Source organism: Thauera sp. (assembly GCF_035444905.1).
Classification (GTDB): domain Bacteria; phylum Pseudomonadota; class Gammaproteobacteria; order Burkholderiales; family Rhodocyclaceae; genus Thauera.
In genome coordinates, this window is sequence record NZ_DAOMPS010000019.1 from 39,916 (window position 1) to 57,390 (window position 17,475).

The window sequence follows — 17,475 nt, forward strand, 5'->3', positions numbered from 1 at the left end:
TTTCCATTAGTCCTGTATCCAGGGCAGGCCGGCGTGGCGCCAGCCGTTGAAGGTGCCGCGGCGCTGCTTGTCGTCCAGGTCGCCTTCGAAACCCTCGAAGACGTTGAACACATTCTTGAGGCCGGCTTTGGTGGCCGCCTCGGCTGCGGCGGCGGAGCGCTTGCCACTGCGGCACAGCAAAAGCACTGTGGCGTTCTTGCCGACCTTGTTCTCGAGGTCGCGCACGAAGCGTGGGTTGCGGGTCAGCGCGGTGCCCGTTGCCCAAGGGACGAACAAGGAGTTGGGCACATGGCCGACGAACTTGCGTTCCTCACCGCTACGCACGTCGACCAGCACCGCTTCACCTTCCGAGACGAGCGTCCACGCGTCGGCGGGCGTCACGCCGCCTGCATAGGGCAGGCCCTCGGAGCGAGCTTGTGAGCGGGCGCGCTCGAGGATGGGATGAGGGGGGCGATCCCGGGTCAATGTGGCTTCTGCATCGATGGCGACGTGGGCTGCGATTGCGCTGTTTGTCATGGTGGCTCCTCCTTGTTGTGTGTCGGTGTAGCGGGGGTTCTGGGGATCCGGCTCAGGGACGCAGCGGGAGGCTTCCCCGGACATTCAGGGAGCGTCGCGTCTGGTGACGGAGCCGGGCCAGCACGCTGCTTCGTCCTCGGAGCGGGCCGCCGCCCTGCGGCGCGATCAGCCCGAGCGGGAGGTCGGCTGCCGTGTCCTGCAGTTGCTGCAAGAGCTCGAGCGCAAGCGGCCAGGGGCCATGGCCTGATTCGGCATTGATATGGCCGGCATCGCCGACATCGACCAGTTTGCTTCCCCAGCGCTCTGCCCACTGCCTTGCAATCGGTGGCTTGAGCCATGGGTCACTGCGGCTGAAGGCCAGAATGCTTGGACAGTTGAAGGCCGACTGCGGCAGAAAGGCGCTGACGCCGGGCGTGCGTCGGGGGTCCTCGCGCACGCCGAGCAACTCGAAGCGCTCCGGATCGGCAGGCGCGACCAGCAACAGACCGGCCACCTTGTGCGGACGGTCCGCTGCCGCCACCACGCTGGCCAGACAGCCGAAGCTGTGGGCCACCAGCCACACCGTGCCTGCTGCCTGGTCGATCTCCCTGCGCACTTCGCCCGCCCAGCGCGCCAGCAGCGGCGTATCCCAGTCGATGCCTTCGGCGCGGCGCGCTTCGGGCAATTCGCCTTCGAGCCAGGTTTGCCAGTGCCCGGCACCGCTACCGCGGTAGCCGGGGACGATCAGGACCGTCTGGCGCACGGCCGCCTCAGAGCGTCGCGATCGACACTTCGGTCGATTTCACCAGCGCCACGACCTCCGAGCCGGGCTTGAGACCCAACTCGTCGACCGAGCGCGTGGTGATCACCGAGGTGACGATGCCCGATGACGTCTCCACATCCACTTCGCTGACCACGTCGCCGCGGATGATTTCCTTCACTCGCCCGCGAAACTGGTTGCGGACGTTGATTGCCTGGATGGCCATGTCTGCGCTCCTTGCCTTACTTGGCGTAGATCTGGTCGAAGGTGCCGCCGTCCGAGAAGTGCTTCTTCTGCGCGGCCTGCCAGCCACCCAGGTCCTCGATGGTGATGAAGTTCACCTTCGGGAAGCGGGCGACGTGCTCGGGGTCGGCGAGTTCGGGCTTGACCGGGCGGTAGTAGTGCTTGGCGGCGAGCTTCTGGCCGACCGGCGAATAGAGGTATTCGAGGTAGGCTTCCGCGGCCTTGCGCGTGCCGCGCTTGTCGACCACCGAGTCGACCACGGCGACCGGCGGCTCGGCCAGGATCGACACCGAGGGCACGACGATTTCGAACTTGTCCGGCCCGAGCTCGTTGATCGACAGGAAGGCCTCGTTCTCCCAGGCCAGCAGCACGTCGCCCAGGCCACGCTGGACGAAGCTGTTGGTGGCGCCGCGCGCCGCGGGGTCGAGCACCGGCACGTGCTTGAGCAGCTCGGTGACGTATTCACGCGCCTTGTCCTCGCTGCCGTACTTCTGCTGCGCGTAGCCCCAGGCCGCCAGGTAGTTCCAGCGCGCGCCGCCCGAGGTCTTGGGGTTCGGGGTGATGACCTCGACACCGGGCTTGATCAGGTCGTCCCAGTCCTTGATGTTCTTGGGATTGCCCTTGCGCACCAGGAAGACGATGGTCGAGGTGTAGGGCGAGGCATTGTGCGGCAGGCGCTTCTGCCAGTCGGGCGCGAGCTTGCCCGCGTGTTCGACGATGGCGTCGATGTCATAGGCCAGCGCCAGCGTGACCACGTCGGCGTCGAGGCCGTCGATGACCGAACGCGCCTGCTTGCCCGAGCCGCCGTGCGACTGGCGCACCGTCACCGTCTCGCCGGTTTGCGCCTGCCAGTGCTTGGCGAACTCGGGGTTGAATTCCTGGTAGAGCTCACGTGTCGGGTCGTAGGACACGTTGAGCAGGGTGGTCTGCGCCTGGGCGCCGCCAACGAGGCCACTGGAGAGGCCGGCGGCGAGTGTCAGGGCGAGCAGGCTGCGTCGGATCGGGCTGAACTTCATGGTCTTGCTCCTTCTTGGGGTGTCGGTGATGAACGAAATCTATCTGTCCGGCCTGGTGACCTGAACCAAGAAAAAACGCATTGCTTATTCGTTTCACGCTGTGCCGCTGTCCCAGCGCTGACAGCGGCGCCTGCTGCGCGCCGCGCCGCCCTCCGTTACCATCGCCGCCATGTCCGCCGCCCCCGAACTCGACGTCTTCCACTGCCCGCTCGATGGCGTCCGCCTGGTCGAGGCCTCGGCCGGCACCGGCAAGACCTGGAACATCTGCGGGCTCTACCTGCGCCTGCTGCTCGAACGCGGACTGGAGGTGGAGTCGCTGCTGGTGGTCACCTTCACCAAGGCCGCCACCGCCGAGCTGTCGGGCCGCATCCGCGATCGTCTCGTCGAGACCCTGCGCGTGCTCGACGGTGGCGCCCCCGGGGGCGACCCCTTCGTGCCGCGCCTGCTCGAGACGGTGCAGGCGCGCGGCCTCGACGCGGGGCAGATGCGCACGCGCCTGCGCCATGCGCTGCAGGTCTTCGACGAGGCGGCGATCTTCACCATCCACGGCTTCTGCCAGCGCGCGCTCGCCGACACGCCCTTCGCCGCCGGCCTGCCCTATGCGCTGGAGCTGGTCGAGGACGACGACGCGCTGCGCCTGGAGGTGGTGCGCGACTTCTGGCGGCGCGAGATCGCCGGCGGCGCGCTGCCGGCTGCGCTCGCCGCCCACCTGCTGGCGCGGCGGGACAACCCCGATGCCTGGGCGGACACCCTCGGCCGCCACATGGCGCGCCCGCTCGCCCGCGTGCTGTGGGACGAGGCGGGATGCGCGCCTGACGACGCCGGGTCGGCCGCCGCGGTCGACGCCGCGCAGGCGCGCCTGGACGCGGCCTGGGCCGCGGCGCGCGCGCTGGCCGGCGCGCGCGGGGCCGCGGTCGAGCGTGTGCTGGCGAGCCTCGAGCACCTCAACGCCACCAGCTACAGGGCCGAGGCGGTGGTACGCGCGGGCGCCGAGTGGGCGCAGTGGCTGGCTGCGCACGACGTCTCCGCGCCCCTGCCCAAGGACCACAAGCTCGCCCTGCTCGCCGCCGACACCTTGCTCGCGCGCAGCAAGAAGGACGCGCTCAAGCGCGGCCTGGCGCCGCCTGCGCACCCCTTCTTCGATGCCGCCGCCGAGCTGCTTGCCGCGCGCGCCGAGGCCGATGCCCTGCTCGACGGCTTGCGCGCCGGCCTGCTGCGGCGCTGCATCGAGTCGGGAGTGCAGGAATTGCGCCGGCGCAAGCGCGACGAGCGCCAGATCGCCTTCGACGACATCCTGTGGAATGCCCACCAGGCCCTGCACGGCGGCGCCCAGCCCTGGCTCGCGGCGGCGCTACACGCGCGCTACCCGGTGGCGCTGATCGACGAGTTCCAGGACACCGATCCGCTGCAGTTCGGCATCTTCGACCGCATCTACCGCGCCGAGGGCCGCCACGGCACCCTGTTCCTGGTCGGCGACCCCAAGCAGGCGATCTACAGTTTCCGCAGCGCCGACCTGTTCACCTATCTGATGGCGCGCGAGCGGGCCGACGCACGCTACACCCTGGCCCACAACCAGCGCTCGGCGCCGGCGCTGATCGAGGCCTGCAACCAGCTGTTCGGCGCCAATCCGGCGGTGTTCATGATGGCCGGGCTGGATTACGTACAGGTCGGCGCCGGCAGCCGGCCGCGCACGCCGCTCATCGACGACACCGAGGCCGGGGAGGGCGGTGCAGCGCCGGGCGACCCCGGGCCGCCGCTGCGGCTGTGGCGCATCCCGCGCGACGAGACGCTGGCGGCCGCCGCCGAGGGTGAACAGGCTGAAGAGGGCGATGGGCAGGCCGGCGAGGACGGTGCTGCGGATGCGGGCGGCGGCGTGCGCCTGGCACGTGCCGCGGCCTTGCGCCGCGCCGCGCGTGCGAGCGCGGCCGAGATCGCGCGTCTGATCGCGGCCGGCGCGGCAGGGCGCATCCGTATCGGCGAGCGGCCGCTCGCGCCTGCCGACATCGCCGTGCTGGTGCGCAGCCACAGCCAGGGCGCGCGCATGCGCCAGGCACTTGCCGAGGTGGGTGTGGGCAGCGTCGAGCTGTCGCAGGCCAGCGTCTTTCACACCGAGGACGCCGAGGAGCTCGAGCGCGTGCTGCTGGCGATCGCCGAGCCCGGCCGCGAACGCCGCGTGCTGGCCGCGCTCGCCACCTCGGCGATGGGCCATGACGCCGCCGCGCTCGCTCGCCTGGCGGCCGACGAGGCGGCCCTGCTCGCGAGCCTGGAGGCCTTCGCGCGCTGGCGCGAGCTGTGGCTGGCGCGGGGTTTTGGCGTGATGCTGCGGCAGTGGATGAGCGATGCCGGCGTCGCCGCCCGCCTGCTCGCGCGCGCCGACGGCGAGCGCCGCCTCACCAACCTGATGCACCTGGCCGAGCTGCTGCAACAATCCGCCGACCAGGCCTCGCCCGAGGTGTTGCTGCGCAGCCTCGCCAGCCGCCGTGCCGACGTCCGCGGCGGCGAGGCCACCCAGCTGCGCCTGGAGTCGGACCGCAACCTGGTGCAGATCGTCACGGTGCATCGCGCCAAGGGCCTGGAGTACGGCATCGTCTTCTGTCCCTTCCTGTTCGACGGCTACAGCCGCAATGGCAGCGAAGGGCCGATGCGCGCCTGGCATGACGACGACGGCGAGCTGGTGCTCGACTACCGTGCCGACCCCGCCGATGCCAAGGAGATCGCCACCCGCCTGCGCCGCGAGCGCCAGGCCGAGGACCTGCGCCTGATCTACGTCGCGCTCACCCGTGCCGTGCAGCGCTGCTACCTGGTGGTGGGCAGCTATGCCACCGTGAGAGGGAAGTCGATGAGCCACAGCGAGGGCGGGCGCAGCCTGCTCAACTGGATGGCGGCGGGCGCCGGCATGAGCCCGGCGCAGTGGGACGCCCACAAGCGGAGCCCGGCCGATATCGACGCGCAGTGGCGCGCGCTGGTGGCCGCGGCGCAACACGAAGGCCGGCCGGTGATGCGCCTGGACGATCTGCCGAGCGGCGAGGCCGAGGCACTCGCGGCGCAGTCCGCCGCCGCCCAGCGCCCGCGCGCCCAGCGTCCGCCGCAGGTGGGCGCGGGCTGGCGCATCGGCAGCTTCAGCGCGCTGATCTCGGGCGCAGCGCACGAGCTGGCGGCGCGCGACCATGATGCCCGGGCGCTGGCCGTGCCTGCGACGGACGGGGCGGAAGCCGTCGAGGCAGAAGCGGATCCGGACCTTGCCGCATCGGACGACGCCGTTGCTGAGACCTTCCCCGGCACCCTGTCGGCCGCCGACCCGAGCCCGCCCGGCGCGCCGGACGCCGTTCCGCACGCGGCGCGCACCGTCCAGCCCATCCCCGCCGATGACATCCTGCGCTTCCCGCGCGGCCCGGTGGCAGGCGACTGCCTGCATGCGCTGTTCGAGGCCATCGATTTCTGCGACCCGGCGGGCTGGGAGGCGGCCATCGCCGCCGCGCTGCAGGCCCACCCGCAACGCCCGCCCGCGACCCTGGGTGAGCGCGAGCGCGCCCTCGAGGCTGCGCGCCAGCCGCAGCGCCTGCGGCGCATGCTCGACGACGTGCTCGCCACGCCGCTGCTGGCGCCGGCGGGGGGCGCGAGCCTGCGCCTGGATGGCGTCACCGCCGCCCGCCGCCGCGTCGAACTCGGCTTCCACCTGCCCGCGCCCGGGCTTGGCGCGGCGCAGCTCAACGCCTGGCTGGCCGCGCGCGGTTACCGCGCGCCACGGCTGGACTTCAAGGACCTCGCCGGCTACCTCAAGGGCTACATCGACCTCGTCTTCGAGCACGAGGGCCGCTACTGGGTGCTGGACTGGAAGTCCAACCACCTCGGCGACACGCCGCAGGACTACGCACCCGCACGCCTGGAGGCCGCGATGCAGGCCCATGGCTACCACCTGCAGCACCTGCTCTACACCCTGGCGCTGCACCGCCATCTGCAGCGCAGCCTGCCGGGCTACGACTACGCGAGGCACTTCGGCGGCGTGCTCTATCTGTTCGTGCGCGGCGTGCGCCCGCACTGGCAGCTCGACGGCCAGCCCTGCGGCGTGTTCTACCACCGCGCGGCGCAGGCCGACCTCCTCGCCCTCGATCGGCTCGTCGCCGCGGCGCCCGCCGCATCCGAGGCGATCGAGGCATGACGACGACAGCATCCACCGCCCTCCGCTTCGACAGCCTGCCGCCGGCCGAGATCGACCTCGCCGAAGGCTTCGCCCGCCACCTGCTCGACTGGGCGGCCAGCCTCGGCGCGCCGGCCGCGAGCCGGGCGCCGCTGCAATGCGCCGCGCTGGCGCTCGCCCGCGCCACGGCCGCCGGCCATGTCTGCGTGCCGCTGGCGGCGCTCGATGCCCCGCCGGCCGCGGTGGACGACCTGCCCAGCCTGCGCGCGGCACTGCTCGACAGCGGCGTGGTGGCCGCGGCGCAGGCGGTGTGCAGGGGGGCGTCGGCGCAGCCGCTGGTGCTCGACGCCGACGGCCGCCTCTACCTGCGCCGCCACTTCGACCAGGAGCGCGCGCTCGCCGCCGCGCTGCGCGCGCGCGCCGCCGCGCCGGCGGCCGCCGTGGCGGTGGACCGGGCCTTGCTCGATGGCCTGTTCCCGCCGCGCGCCGACGGCCGCCCCGACCGGCAGAAGCTGGCGGTGGCCCTTGCCCTCGGCAGCCGGCTCACCGTGGTCAGCGGCGGCCCCGGCACCGGCAAGACCACCACCGTCGCCGCCCTGCTGGCCTGCCTGCTCGACGCCGAGCCGGCGTTGCGCATCGCGCTCGCCGCGCCTACCGGCAAGGCGGCGGCGCGCATGCTCGAGGCCTTGCGCCGGCGCGCGGCCGCGCTGCCGGCCCACCTGCGCGCCCTGCTGCCGGGCGAGGCCTACACCGTGCACCGCCTGCTCGGCGTCACCCCCGAGCCTGGCCGCTTCCGCCACCACGCCGGCAATCCGCTTGCGCTCGACGTGCTGGTGGTGGACGAGGCCTCGATGCTCGACCTCGCCCTCGCCGCCCGCCTGGTCGATGCCCTGCCTGCGGGCGCACGCCTGGTGCTGCTCGGCGACAAGGACCAGCTCGCCGCGGTGGAGGCGGGTGCGGTGTTCGCCGACCTGTCGGCGCAGCAGGTGTTCAGCGCCGGCCTGCGCGCGCGCTGCGCCGCGCTTGGGGTGGTGATGGCCGATGAGGTGGCGGCGGATGGGGTGGCGGTAGAGGAAGCAGGCACGCGTGCCGATCGGGCACCTGCGGCTGCAGGTACGGTGCAGGCTGCATCGGCAGGCAGGCCCGTGGATGACGCGGGCGTCCCCGCTGCGCCGCTGCAGGACTGCGTGGTGTGGCTTAGCGAGAGCCACCGCTTTCGCGCCGACTCCGGCATCGGCCGGCTTGCGGCCGACATCCGCGCCGGCCGTGGCGAGGCTGCGCTCGACTGGCTGCGCGCCGCGGCGGACGCCGACGCACGCTGGATCGACGATGACGAGGCGCGCCCCGCCGCCGAGACCGTGGCCGCGATCGAGGCCGGCTACGCCGCCTACTTCGCTGCCGTGCGGGAGCTGGCGTCGACTGCCGTCCCAGCGGGGCAGGGGGGGCGACACGAGGCGCGTGGACGGGGTGTCGGGCCCATGCCGGGCAACGCGCTCGACGCCGTGTTCGCCGCCTTCGACCGCTTCCGCGTGCTGGTCGCCGTGCATGCGGGCGGGCGTGGCCTGGCGGCCCTCAACGCCCACCTCGAGCGCCGCCTGCGCGCAGCGCTCGGCCTGCCGCCCGAGGCCGGCGCCGCCTCGCCCTGGTATGCCGGCCGTCCGCTGATCGTGCTGCGCAACGACTACCTGCTCGGGCTCTACAACGGCGATGTCGGCCTCTGTCTGGCGGACGGCAGCGGCGAGCTGACGGTGCATTTCCCCCAGGCCGATGGCGGCTACCGTCGCGTCGCCCCCTTGCGCCTGCCCGAGCACGCGCTCGCTTTCGCGCTTACGGTGCACAAGAGCCAGGGCTCGGAGTTCGACGAGGTGCTGATGGTGCTGCCGGCGCAGTCGGCCCGCGTGCTCAGCCGCGAACTGCTGTATACCGGCGTCACCCGCGCCGCACGCCGGGTCACGCTGGCCGGACCGGGTGCGGTGTTCATCGACGCCTGCGCGCGGCCGACGCTGCGCAGTTCCGGCCTGCGCGCACGGCTGGAGGGCCGCTGAACAAGGCTTAGCCGAGCAGCGCCACCGACTTGATCAGCGCATAGACCTGCTGCCCCGGCGCGAGGCCGAGCTGCGTGACCGACCACGGCGTGACTTCGGCAAGCAGCAGCTGGTCATCGGCCAGGCGGCAGGTGACCAGCACCCGGCCCGGCGTGTGGGTTTCGATGCGTTCGATGGTGACGCGCAGGTGGTTCTGGATGCTGATGCGCGTGGGGTCGTCGAGCGCCAGGCTGACGTCGCGCGCCAGGATGCGCAGGCGCTGCAGTCTGCGCGGCGGCGACGCAGCCGTCTCGGCCGCCGGCGGCTGGGTCGCGAAGGCTTCGCCAGCCTGCCCCTCGCCGACTGCCGCGCCGCCCGCCGACAGCCACAGGCGCGCGCCCTCGGTGCCGAAGGCGCGCAGGCCGTGGGGGCCGACTGCGCCGGGCAGGCCTTCGAGTACCGACACCGCGCCCGCGTCGGCGAACAGCGGCGAGTCGCTGCGCGCGAGGGCCTGGCGCAGGGTCTCGATGCAATCGATCCGGCCGTCGCGCATGAACACCACCCGGTCGGCCAGGCGCTCGACCTCCTCGGGCGCGTGGCTGACCATCACGATCGGTACGCCGGCCTCCGCCGCCAGCCGCGACAGGAAGGGCATGATCTCGCGCTTGGTCTGGGTGTCCAGTGCCGAAAGCGGCTCGTCGAGCAGCAGCAGGCGCGGGCTGGTGAGCAGTGCGCGCCCCAGCGACACGCGCTGGCGCTGCCCGCCCGAGAGCTTGTCGATGCTGCGCTCGAGCAGCTCGCCGATGCCCAGCATGTCCACCACCTCCTGCAGGTGCAGGCGGCGTTCGGCGGGCGGGGTGCGCCGGTAGCCGTAGAGCAGGTTGTCGCGCACGCCCAGGTGGGGGAGCAGGCTGTGCTCCTGGAACACCAGCCCGATGCGGCGCCGGTGCAGCGGCACGAAGTGGCGCCCGCGCTGCCAGACCTCGTCGCCGAAGCGCACGTCGGCGCCCGCGACGCGGTCGAGACCGGCGATGACGCGCAGCAGGCTGGTCTTGCCGCAGCCCGAGCGCCCGAACAGCGCAGTGACGCCGGCGAGCGGCAGTGCGGCATCGACCTCGAGCGCGAACCCGGCGCGCTGCAGCCGGGCACGCACGGACAGCGTGGCCGCCGCCAGCGCGCCGGGGCCTTTGGTCGGTGCCCTGTTGGGGGTGATGGCAGGGATGGCGGCGGGGGCCGGTGAGGTGTCGCTCATCTCAGCCCACCCTGGCGACGCGGAACCTGCGGTTGATGGCATACACCACGAACAGGGTCAGGAAGGAGAACACCAGCAAGCCGAGCGACAGGCGGTGCGCGGCGTCGTAGTTGAGCGCTTCGGTGTGGTCGTAGATCAGCACCGAGAGCACCTTGGTCTCGCCCGGGATGCTGCCGCCCAGCATCAGGATCACGCCGAACTCGCCCAGCGTGTGGGCGAAGGTGAGCGTGAAAGCGACCACGAAGCCGCCGCGGGTGAGCGGCAGGACCACGGTCAGGAAGCGGTCCACCGCGTTCGCGCCCAGGGCGCTGGCCACCTCGATGGGTCGGCGGCCCAACTGGCTGAAGGCCTCGTGCAGGGGTTGCACGGCGAAGGGCATCGAGTACAGCACCGATGCCACCAGGATGCCCTCGAAGGAGAAGGCCAGGTGGCTCAGGCCGATGTCCTCCAGCGTGCTGCCCACGACACCGCGCGGGCCGAGCGCGACCAGCAGGTAGAAACCGAGCACGGTGGGCGGCAGCACCAGCGGCAGGGCGACCAGTGCCTGCACGGCGGTGCGAACATTGGAGCGCCCGGCCGCCAGCCACCAGGCGAGTGGCGTGGCGATCACGAGCAGGATGAGGGTGGTGTACAGGCAGAGCTTGAAGGTGACTTCGATTGCCTGCCAATCCTGGGGTCCGAGTCCGAGCATGGAGAGTCCGGTCAGGTCACGGGCGCGCGGTGGTCAGCCGTGTTTGCGTGCATCGCGTCCGGCGCTTCGTCAGCGTTGCGCGTCCTGGCGCGCGGGCATCACGAAGCCGTAGCGCTCCATGATGGCATGTGCGAGGTCGGTCTCCATGAAGGCGGCGAAGTCCATTACCCCCGCCTTGCGCGCGCCGCGGGTGGTGACGATGTAGCCCTGGGTCAGCGGCTCGTGCAGGGCATCGTCGATCAGGTGATGGCCGTGCCTGGCCAGCTCCGGAAACCGGGCCAGCGACAGCGCGATGATGCCCGCTTCGGCGGCGCCCGATTCCACCATCTGCGCGGTATGCGCGATGTTCTCGCCAAACACCAGCTTGCCCTGCACCGCCTCCCACACGCCGCTGGCCTGCAGGGCCTCCTGCGCGCGCAGGCCGTAGGGCGCATGTGCGGGCTGGGCGATGGCAAGGCGGCGGATGCGCGGGTCGGTGGCCAGGTCGGCAAGGGTCAGCGTGGAGGCGTCCAGGGTGTTGCTCCAGATCACGATGCGGCCGATCGCGTACACCGCCGGTTCGGTGGCGGCAAATCCCTCGGCATGCAGGCGCTGCGGAAACGAGATGTCGGCGGAAAAGAAGATGTCGAAGGGCGCGCCGTTGATGATCTGCGTGCTCATCTTGCCCGACGAGCCGTAGATCACCGCGACCTCGTGATCCGGATGGGCCTTGCGGTACTCGGTGATCACCTCGTCGAGCGCGAAGCGCAGATCGGATGCGGCGGCGATGGTGAACGTTCCCGCATGCACCATCCCGGCACTCAACAGCAAGGCCAGGCTCATCAGGAAAAGGCGGATCGGCTGCATGGTCGTGCCCTCGGTCGGGGTCAATCGTAGGTCGCCAGCCGCGCCGCCACCTGCTAAGTCTTCAACTTGATAGGCGGTCGAGTATATAAAAATAGTGGCTGTTCGCCATCAAGCTTGGGGGAGTCCTTAGGTCAGCGCACGCAAGCTTTTCGACGGCTGGGTCGTCGCGCTGCGGCCTGGCCGCGTCACGGTGCAGCGCGAGCTCGACCTGGCCGGTGGCGGTTGCCATCCAGGTGTCTCAGGTCATACTGGGCGCGTGGAACTGAGCGGCGGCGAGTGTGCCCTTGCGCCCTTGCGTCTGTCCGCCCCACCCACGCGGCGCGCTTCCGCCCGACGTGACGGTCCTGACCGCATTGAGGAACAACGCCATGAGCCACCGCATACCATGAGCCGCCGCCGCAACAGCGCCGCGCTCACGCGCGCCCTTGAGAAGGTGACGCGCTCGATGCTGCGTGCCGGACAACGTGCGGCTGGCGACATGATGCGGCGGTCGGCCAAGGCCGTTGCCCATCACCGCGCGCCGCCGGCGGGCAAGGGCGACTGGATCGCCGGTCAGGCCGTCGGCCCGGCGGGCTTGCGGCGCTTTCACCTGTTTCGTCCACAGGGTGTGGGCAAGGCCGAGCGCCTGCCGCTGCTGGTAATGCTGCATGGCTGCGGCCAGACGGCGAGCCAGTTCGGCCAGAGCACGCGGATGAACCCGATCGCCGCGCGCGAGCGCTTCCTGGTGCTCTATCCCGAGCAGGACCGCAGCGCCAATCCGCAGGGCTGCTGGAACTGGTACGACACGCGCAGCCGTCACGCCGACGCCGAAGCAGCCACGCTGATGAAGGCGATCGAGCAGGTCTGCCTGCTGTACCCGGTCGATGCCGAGGCGGTGGCGGTGGCGGGCTTTTCGGCGGGCGCGAGCATGGCGGCCCTGCTCGCCGTCCGCTATCCCACGCGCTTTCGTGCGGTGGCCATGCACGCCGGCGTGCCGCCGGGGCGCGCCCAGTCGGCTGCCGGCGCGCTGGCGGCGATGAGCGGTCGGCGCCACGAGGCCGGCGCGCCCTTGCCGGAGAATCTTCCGCCCCTGCTTGTGATCCATGGTCGGGACGACCATGTGGTGGCCGCGCGCAATGGCCAGGACGCGGTCGAGGACTGGGCCAAGGCCGCCGGCGCGCGTGCCGCCGCGCCGCGCCGCGTGCAGCGCGGGCAGCGTTTGGCGATGATGGTCAGCGACTACCGCTGCGGGCGCCGGCTGCGTGCGCGCCTGTGCGAAGTCGAGGGCCTGGGGCATGCGTGGAGTGGCGGCGATGGCGGCCAGGTTTTCAGCGACCCACGCGGGCCGGACGCCGCGCGCCTGATCTGGCGCTTCGTTGCCGAACGCTTGCGCGAGGGCGGGCCGGTTTCGCCCTGATCGCGCTTGCGGATTCACCTGTGGCCGACGCGGCGGTCTCGCCACCGTCTCGAATGGCTGCCATCATGTTGCACCCGCACAAAAGGATTCCCCATGAGCGACAAACCCCCCATCCGTGCCCGCAACTTCCCCTCTGCCGAGGACGAGGCCCGCATTGCCCAGCCGCATTCGCCCTACGACGGGCCGGGCAGCTCCTTCCGCATGGCCTTCACCGACACCGAGTTCCTGCTGCGCGACGAGCTGCGCCCGGTGCGGCTGCAGCTCGAGCTGCTGAAGGCCGAGCTGGTGCAGCAGGAACAGGGGGTGGAATCCACCGTGGTGGTGTTCGGCAGTGCGCGCTTCAAGGCGCCGGATGTCGCCGCCCGCATGCTCGAGGATGCGGTCGCGAGCGGCGACGAGGCGGCCATCGGACGCGCGCGGCAGATGGTGAAGAACGCGCGCTGGTACGAAGAAGCGCGCCGCTTCGGCGAACTGGTCACGCGCGAGGCCGAGGCGCTGGGCGAGCCGGTGATCGTCGCCACCGGTGGCGGCCCGGGGATCATGGAGGCGGGCAACCGCGGTGCCTTCGAGGCCGGCGGGCGCAGCATGGGGATGAGCATCTTCCTGCCCTTCGAGGAGGCGCCCAATCCCTACATCTCGCCCGAGCTGTGCTTCCAGTTCCACTACTTCGCGATCCGCAAGATGCACTTCCTGATGCGGGCGGTGGCGCTGGTGAGCTTTCCCGGCGGCTTGGGCACGCTCGACGAGCTGTTCGAGGTGCTGACGCTGACGCAGACGCGGAAGATCCGCCGTCGCCCGATCGTGCTCATCGGGCGCGACTTCTGGCAGCGCCTGATCGACTTCGACGTGCTGGTCGAGCACGGCGTGATCAGCCCGGAGGACAAGAACCTGTTCCACTACGCCGAGACCGCCGAGGAGGCCTGGGACGCCATCAAGGCGGCCTACAGCGGCGACAACCCCACGCTCACCGCGCGCCAGGTGAAGGGGAACTGAGGCGCGGCCGCGCCGCGCGGCGTCGTTGGCCCAGGGCGTCGCGGCCCGGGCCACTGAGCGGCGGCGCTGGCGCCTCGCTCAGTCGAAGATCGGCATCTTGCGCGCCGTGCGCATGCCGGCGATCTGCGGTTCCTGCGGCAGCCGGGTCGACGGCAGGTACTTGCGGATGGCCGCGTGCCACTGCTCGTAGTTCTTCGGCTTTTGCTCGCGCAGCGTCTTCAGCGCATAGAAGCTGAAGGCGCCGTTGGGGCGGCCGCCGAAGCTGGTGTCCCAGCTGAACTCCTCGTCGCGGCAACCGGCCAGCAGCAGGTCGCCGCCGGCGCGGCGCATGCCGCCGATCAGGGTGAGCGAGGAGGCGCGCGGGGCCTGGGGCAGGTCGGCGGCCTTCATCCACACCTCGGGCGGCATGAAGCGCGGCCGCGGGCCGCCGGCGTCGAGCTCGCTGTCGTCGCCGCGATGCACCGAGCCCGAGTGGCAGCTGTCGGCGATCAGGATCAGGCGCGCGCCGGTGGCGCGGCGGTCGAACAGCGCGCGCAGGTCGTCATCGAGCAGCGGGCCGGCGGTGCCGATGTCGTAGGGGCACAGCCCTTCGTCGCGGCCGTCGGGCTCGTCGCCGTCCTCGTCCTCGACCCAGGTGCCGTGGCCGGAATAGGTGAACACGATGGTGTCGCCATTCTTGGCTCCGCCGACCAGGGACTCGATGGCAGCATGCATGGCGGCGCGGGTGGCCTGGGCGTCGAACAGGGTCTGCACCACGAAGCCGCGCCCCTGCAGCATGGCGCTCCAGTCGCGGGCGTCATTCACGCAGCCGGACAGGTCGCTGTCGGTGCCGGGGTAGTCGTTGATGCCGATGCAGAGCGCGCGTTTGGCCATGGTTTTCTCCTCGAGGCAACGTGGATGGGTGGGCAAAGCACCGCTTGGGCAGCGCGCCGGCGGACCCTTTGAGCATAGTGGTCGCCCCGACCCGCTGCCAGCTGGAGATGCATCAAGCGCGCGACAGAAGGCGCACGCGCCTCGCGCCGCGGGGCACCACTCGGCCTATCCAGCGCCGAGCCTATCCAGCGCCCTGCCGTCTGCGCCACGCCGCCGGGGTGGTGTCGAAATGGCGCTTGAAGGCGCGACAGAAGGCCGCCTCGGACTCATAGCCGACCTCGTAGGCGATCTGCGCCGTCGACGCCGGGCTGTCGCGCAGGCGCAGCGCGGCCAGCTGCAGGCGCCAGTTCGCCAGGTAATGCATCGGCGGCGTGCCCACCAGGGCGCTGAAGCGTTCGGCGAAGGCCGAGCGTGACAGGCCGACCTCCTGCGCCAGCGCCTCGGTGGTCCAGGGGTGGGCGACGCGCGCGTGCAGCAGCGCGAGCGCGCGACCGACCACCCGGTCCTGCAGGCCGGCGAGCCATCCGGCCTGGTCGGCGGGCAGCTTGTCGAGGTAGCGGCGCACCGCTTCGACGAACAGCAGCTCGGCGAGCTTGCCGAGCACGGCCGCCGAGCCGACGCCGCCGGCGGCGAACTCGGCCGCCGCATGGCGGAAGGAGGTCTCGATCCAGGCCCCACCGGTGCCGTCCCGCATCGCCAGCTTGAGGATGGCGGGCAGGGTGGCGACAAGCGGGTTATGGGGCGCGTCGCAGCCGAGCAGCCCGCACACGATGCGTGTCGCCTCGCCGCCGCCGCCCATGCGCAGCATCGCCGGGCTACCGTCGATCGGCGGTTCGAGGTGCTCGTCGATCGTGCTCGGTCGCAGGCCGGGCGCGCTCGAAAGCAGGTGGGCGTCGTTGCGCGGCAGCAGCACGATCTCACCGGCCTCGACGCTCAGTGGCGCCGCATCGCCCACCTGCACATGCATGCGCCCGGCCACCACGTAGTGATAGGCGATGAGATGGGCCGGCATCACGCCCTGCGGGAACTCCTCGGGCCCGACCTGCGAGGACACGCACCACGGCGCGGTGAACTCGGCATCGAGAAACACTCCGCCCGACAGGCGGACGGCTGCGAACACATGGGACAGCGCATCCAAGGTCCTTACCCCCTTTGTCCTCCTCATGGCGCTCTGGTGTCCGCCCGGCGTCACGGTCAAGACTTCCGGCGTTGCGGACATGGTGCGCGCCTCGGCATGAACTTACCTTAGCACTGCGCGTACGCACCGCCAGCCTCGTTGCCGGCGGGCCGCGCAGACGCACCCCGACCCCAAGGAGACGACACATGAACATCCACGATGAACGCGGCCTTTCCCTCACCGGCGCCGACGCCCGCAGCGCGGCCCACTATGCACGCGCGCTGCGCCAGTTCCACTGCTACATCGAGGATCCGGTCGCCAGCGTCGATGCGGCACTGAGCGAACGGCCGGACTTCGTCATGGCTCACGTGCTGAAGGCTTGGCTGCACCTGCTCGGCACCGAGCCCGAGGCCATCCCCGTGGCCCGCGCCTGTCATGCCAGCGCGGCGGCGCTGCCGTCGAACGCGCGCGAGCGCGGCCATGTCGCGGCACTGGCGGCGGTGCTGGACGGCCACTGGCGGCGCGCCGGACGCCTCCTCGAGGATGTCAGCGTGGCCGATCCGCTCGACCTGCTCGCCCTGCAGGCCGGGCATCTGATCGACTTCTACGTCGGCAACGCCCGCCTGCTGCGCGACCGCATCGCGCGCGCGCTGCCCGCCTGGTCGCAGGCCACGCCCGGCTATCACGTGCTGCTCGGCATGCATGCCTTCGGCCTCGAGGAGTGCGGCGACTATGCCCGCGCCGAGGCGCAGGGACGCACGGCGGTCGGCATCGAGCCGCGCGACGGCTGGGCCCAGCATGCGGTCGCCCACGTCATGGAGATGCAGGGGCGCGAGCGCGAGGGCATCGCCTGGATGCGCGCCGACCCTGCGGCGTGGTCCACCGACAGCTTCTTCCGCGTGCATAACTGGTGGCATCTCGCCCTCTACCACCTCGAGCTGGGCGAGATCGACGAAGTGCTGGCACTGTACGACGGGCCGATCCGCGGCGAGCGCTCGACCGTGATCCTCGACATGATCGACGCCTCGGCGATGCTGTGGCGCCTGCAGCTGCGCGGCATCGACGTCGGCACGCGCTGGCACAGCCTGGCCGAGGACTGGCAGCCCCTGGCGGCCGCGGGCAACTATGCGTTCAACGATGTGCACGCGACGATGGCCTTCGTTGCCGCGGGCCGCTTCGATCTGGTCGAGACCGTGCTGGAGACGCAGCGCGCGGCGATGGCGGGCGCGGGCGACAACGCCGCCTTCACGCGCGAGGTGGGCCAGCCGCTGACGCGGGCGATCCGCGCCTTCGGCGAGCGGCGCTACGACGAGACCGTGCGCCTGATCCGCGACGTGCGCGAGATCGCCCACCGCTTCGGCGGCAGCCATGCGCAGCGCAGCGTGCTCGACCTGACGCTGATCGAGGCGGCGCTGCGCGACGGCCAGCAGGCGCTCGCGCTGGCCCTGTGCAACGAGCGCGTCGGCACCCGGCCCCACAGTCCGCTGACCCGGCTCCTGCTGCAGCGCGCCGCGCCGCTGCGGGCGGCAGCCTGAGCCCGGCGTCGCAGCCCGGCCCGCCGCGCCGAGCTGGCCGGGCTGCGGCAGGCCCGGCCAGCCGAGGCCTCACGCTCGCCCTATCGCCAGCGGCAT

The 17,475-nt window shown here is 71.6% G+C and carries 14 protein-coding genes; 5 read left to right on the plus strand and 9 right to left on the minus strand.

The window, feature by feature from the left end:
* Window positions 1-6: 6 nt before the first annotated feature.
* Genes PLC66_RS10625 through PLC66_RS10640 form a run of 4 tightly spaced genes read right to left on the minus strand, consistent with a single transcriptional unit; the run spans window position 7 to window position 2,514 of the window.
* Entirely contained in the window at window positions 7-516 is a 510-nt protein-coding gene (locus PLC66_RS10625; RefSeq protein ID WP_324540144.1) for a rhodanese-like domain-containing protein, read from the minus strand.
* Window positions 517-568: 52 nt separating this feature from the next.
* Window positions 569-1,258: an RBBP9/YdeN family alpha/beta hydrolase gene (locus PLC66_RS10630; RefSeq protein ID WP_324540146.1), complete on the minus strand. Its 690-nt coding sequence runs from the start codon at window positions 1,256-1,258 to the stop codon at window positions 569-571.
* Window positions 1,259-1,265: 7 nt separating this feature from the next.
* Complete coding sequence (locus PLC66_RS10635) at window positions 1,266-1,481, minus strand: TOBE domain-containing protein (RefSeq protein ID WP_048709096.1); 216 nt, start codon at window positions 1,479-1,481, stop codon at window positions 1,266-1,268.
* A 16-nt stretch (window positions 1,482-1,497) separates the two neighbouring features.
* Complete coding sequence (locus PLC66_RS10640; protein WP_324540150.1) at window positions 1,498-2,514, minus strand: sulfate ABC transporter substrate-binding protein; 1,017 nt, start codon at window positions 2,512-2,514, stop codon at window positions 1,498-1,500.
* 169 nt (window positions 2,515-2,683) lie between these two features.
* On the opposite strand from PLC66_RS10640, the gene PLC66_RS10645 reads away from it, so the two are divergent.
* A complete protein-coding gene (locus PLC66_RS10645) occupies window positions 2,684-6,673 on the plus strand; it encodes a UvrD-helicase domain-containing protein (protein WP_324540152.1) in 3,990 nt (1,329 codons plus the stop codon).
* Window positions 6,670-8,697, plus strand: coding sequence for an exodeoxyribonuclease V subunit alpha (recD, locus tag PLC66_RS10650; protein ID WP_324540154.1), 2,028 nt, complete (start codon window positions 6,670-6,672; stop codon window positions 8,695-8,697). The genes PLC66_RS10645 and recD overlap by 4 nt, the downstream gene beginning before the upstream one ends.
* Window positions 8,698-8,704: 7 nt before the next feature.
* Here the strand turns inward: recD and modC are convergent, their stop codons facing one another.
* From modC to modA, 3 genes are all read right to left on the minus strand, one after another.
* The gene (gene modC / locus PLC66_RS10655; RefSeq protein WP_324540156.1) at window positions 8,705-9,928 is read right to left on the minus strand and encodes a molybdenum ABC transporter ATP-binding protein; all 1,224 of its coding nucleotides are present in this window, start codon (window positions 9,926-9,928) and stop codon (window positions 8,705-8,707) included.
* Between the two features lies 1 nt (window position 9,929).
* Window positions 9,930-10,619, minus strand: coding sequence for a molybdate ABC transporter permease subunit (gene modB / locus PLC66_RS10660; RefSeq protein ID WP_324540158.1), 690 nt, complete (start codon window positions 10,617-10,619; stop codon window positions 9,930-9,932).
* A 69-nt stretch (window positions 10,620-10,688) separates the two neighbouring features.
* Window positions 10,689-11,489 (minus strand): molybdate ABC transporter substrate-binding protein, encoded by an 801-nt coding sequence (modA, locus tag PLC66_RS10665; protein WP_324540160.1) that lies wholly within the window; start codon window positions 11,487-11,489, stop codon window positions 10,689-10,691.
* 361 nt (window positions 11,490-11,850) lie between these two features.
* Here modA and PLC66_RS10670 point away from each other — a divergent pair, with 361 nt between their 5' ends.
* Window positions 11,851-12,861, plus strand: a complete 1,011-nt coding sequence (locus PLC66_RS10670; RefSeq protein ID WP_324540162.1) for an extracellular catalytic domain type 1 short-chain-length polyhydroxyalkanoate depolymerase — start codon at window positions 11,851-11,853, stop codon at window positions 12,859-12,861.
* A 93-nt stretch (window positions 12,862-12,954) separates the two neighbouring features.
* Window positions 12,955-13,854 (plus strand): LOG family protein, encoded by a 900-nt coding sequence (locus PLC66_RS10675; protein WP_324540164.1) that lies wholly within the window; start codon window positions 12,955-12,957, stop codon window positions 13,852-13,854.
* Between the two features lie 78 nt (window positions 13,855-13,932).
* On the opposite strand, the gene PLC66_RS10680 is transcribed toward PLC66_RS10675, so the two are convergent.
* Both PLC66_RS10680 and PLC66_RS10685 read right to left on the minus strand, forming a co-directional pair.
* Window positions 13,933-14,727 (minus strand): caspase family protein, encoded by a 795-nt coding sequence (locus tag PLC66_RS10680; protein ID WP_324540166.1) that lies wholly within the window; start codon window positions 14,725-14,727, stop codon window positions 13,933-13,935.
* Window positions 14,728-14,908: 181 nt separating this feature from the next.
* Window positions 14,909-15,865, minus strand: a complete 957-nt coding sequence (locus PLC66_RS10685; protein ID WP_324540168.1) for an AraC family transcriptional regulator — start codon at window positions 15,863-15,865, stop codon at window positions 14,909-14,911.
* 185 nt (window positions 15,866-16,050) lie between these two features.
* Here PLC66_RS10685 and PLC66_RS10690 point away from each other — a divergent pair, with 185 nt between their 5' ends.
* Entirely contained in the window at window positions 16,051-17,379 is a 1,329-nt protein-coding gene (locus PLC66_RS10690; RefSeq protein ID WP_324540170.1) for a tetratricopeptide repeat protein, read from the plus strand.
* The last annotated feature ends 96 nt before the right edge of the window (window positions 17,380-17,475 follow it).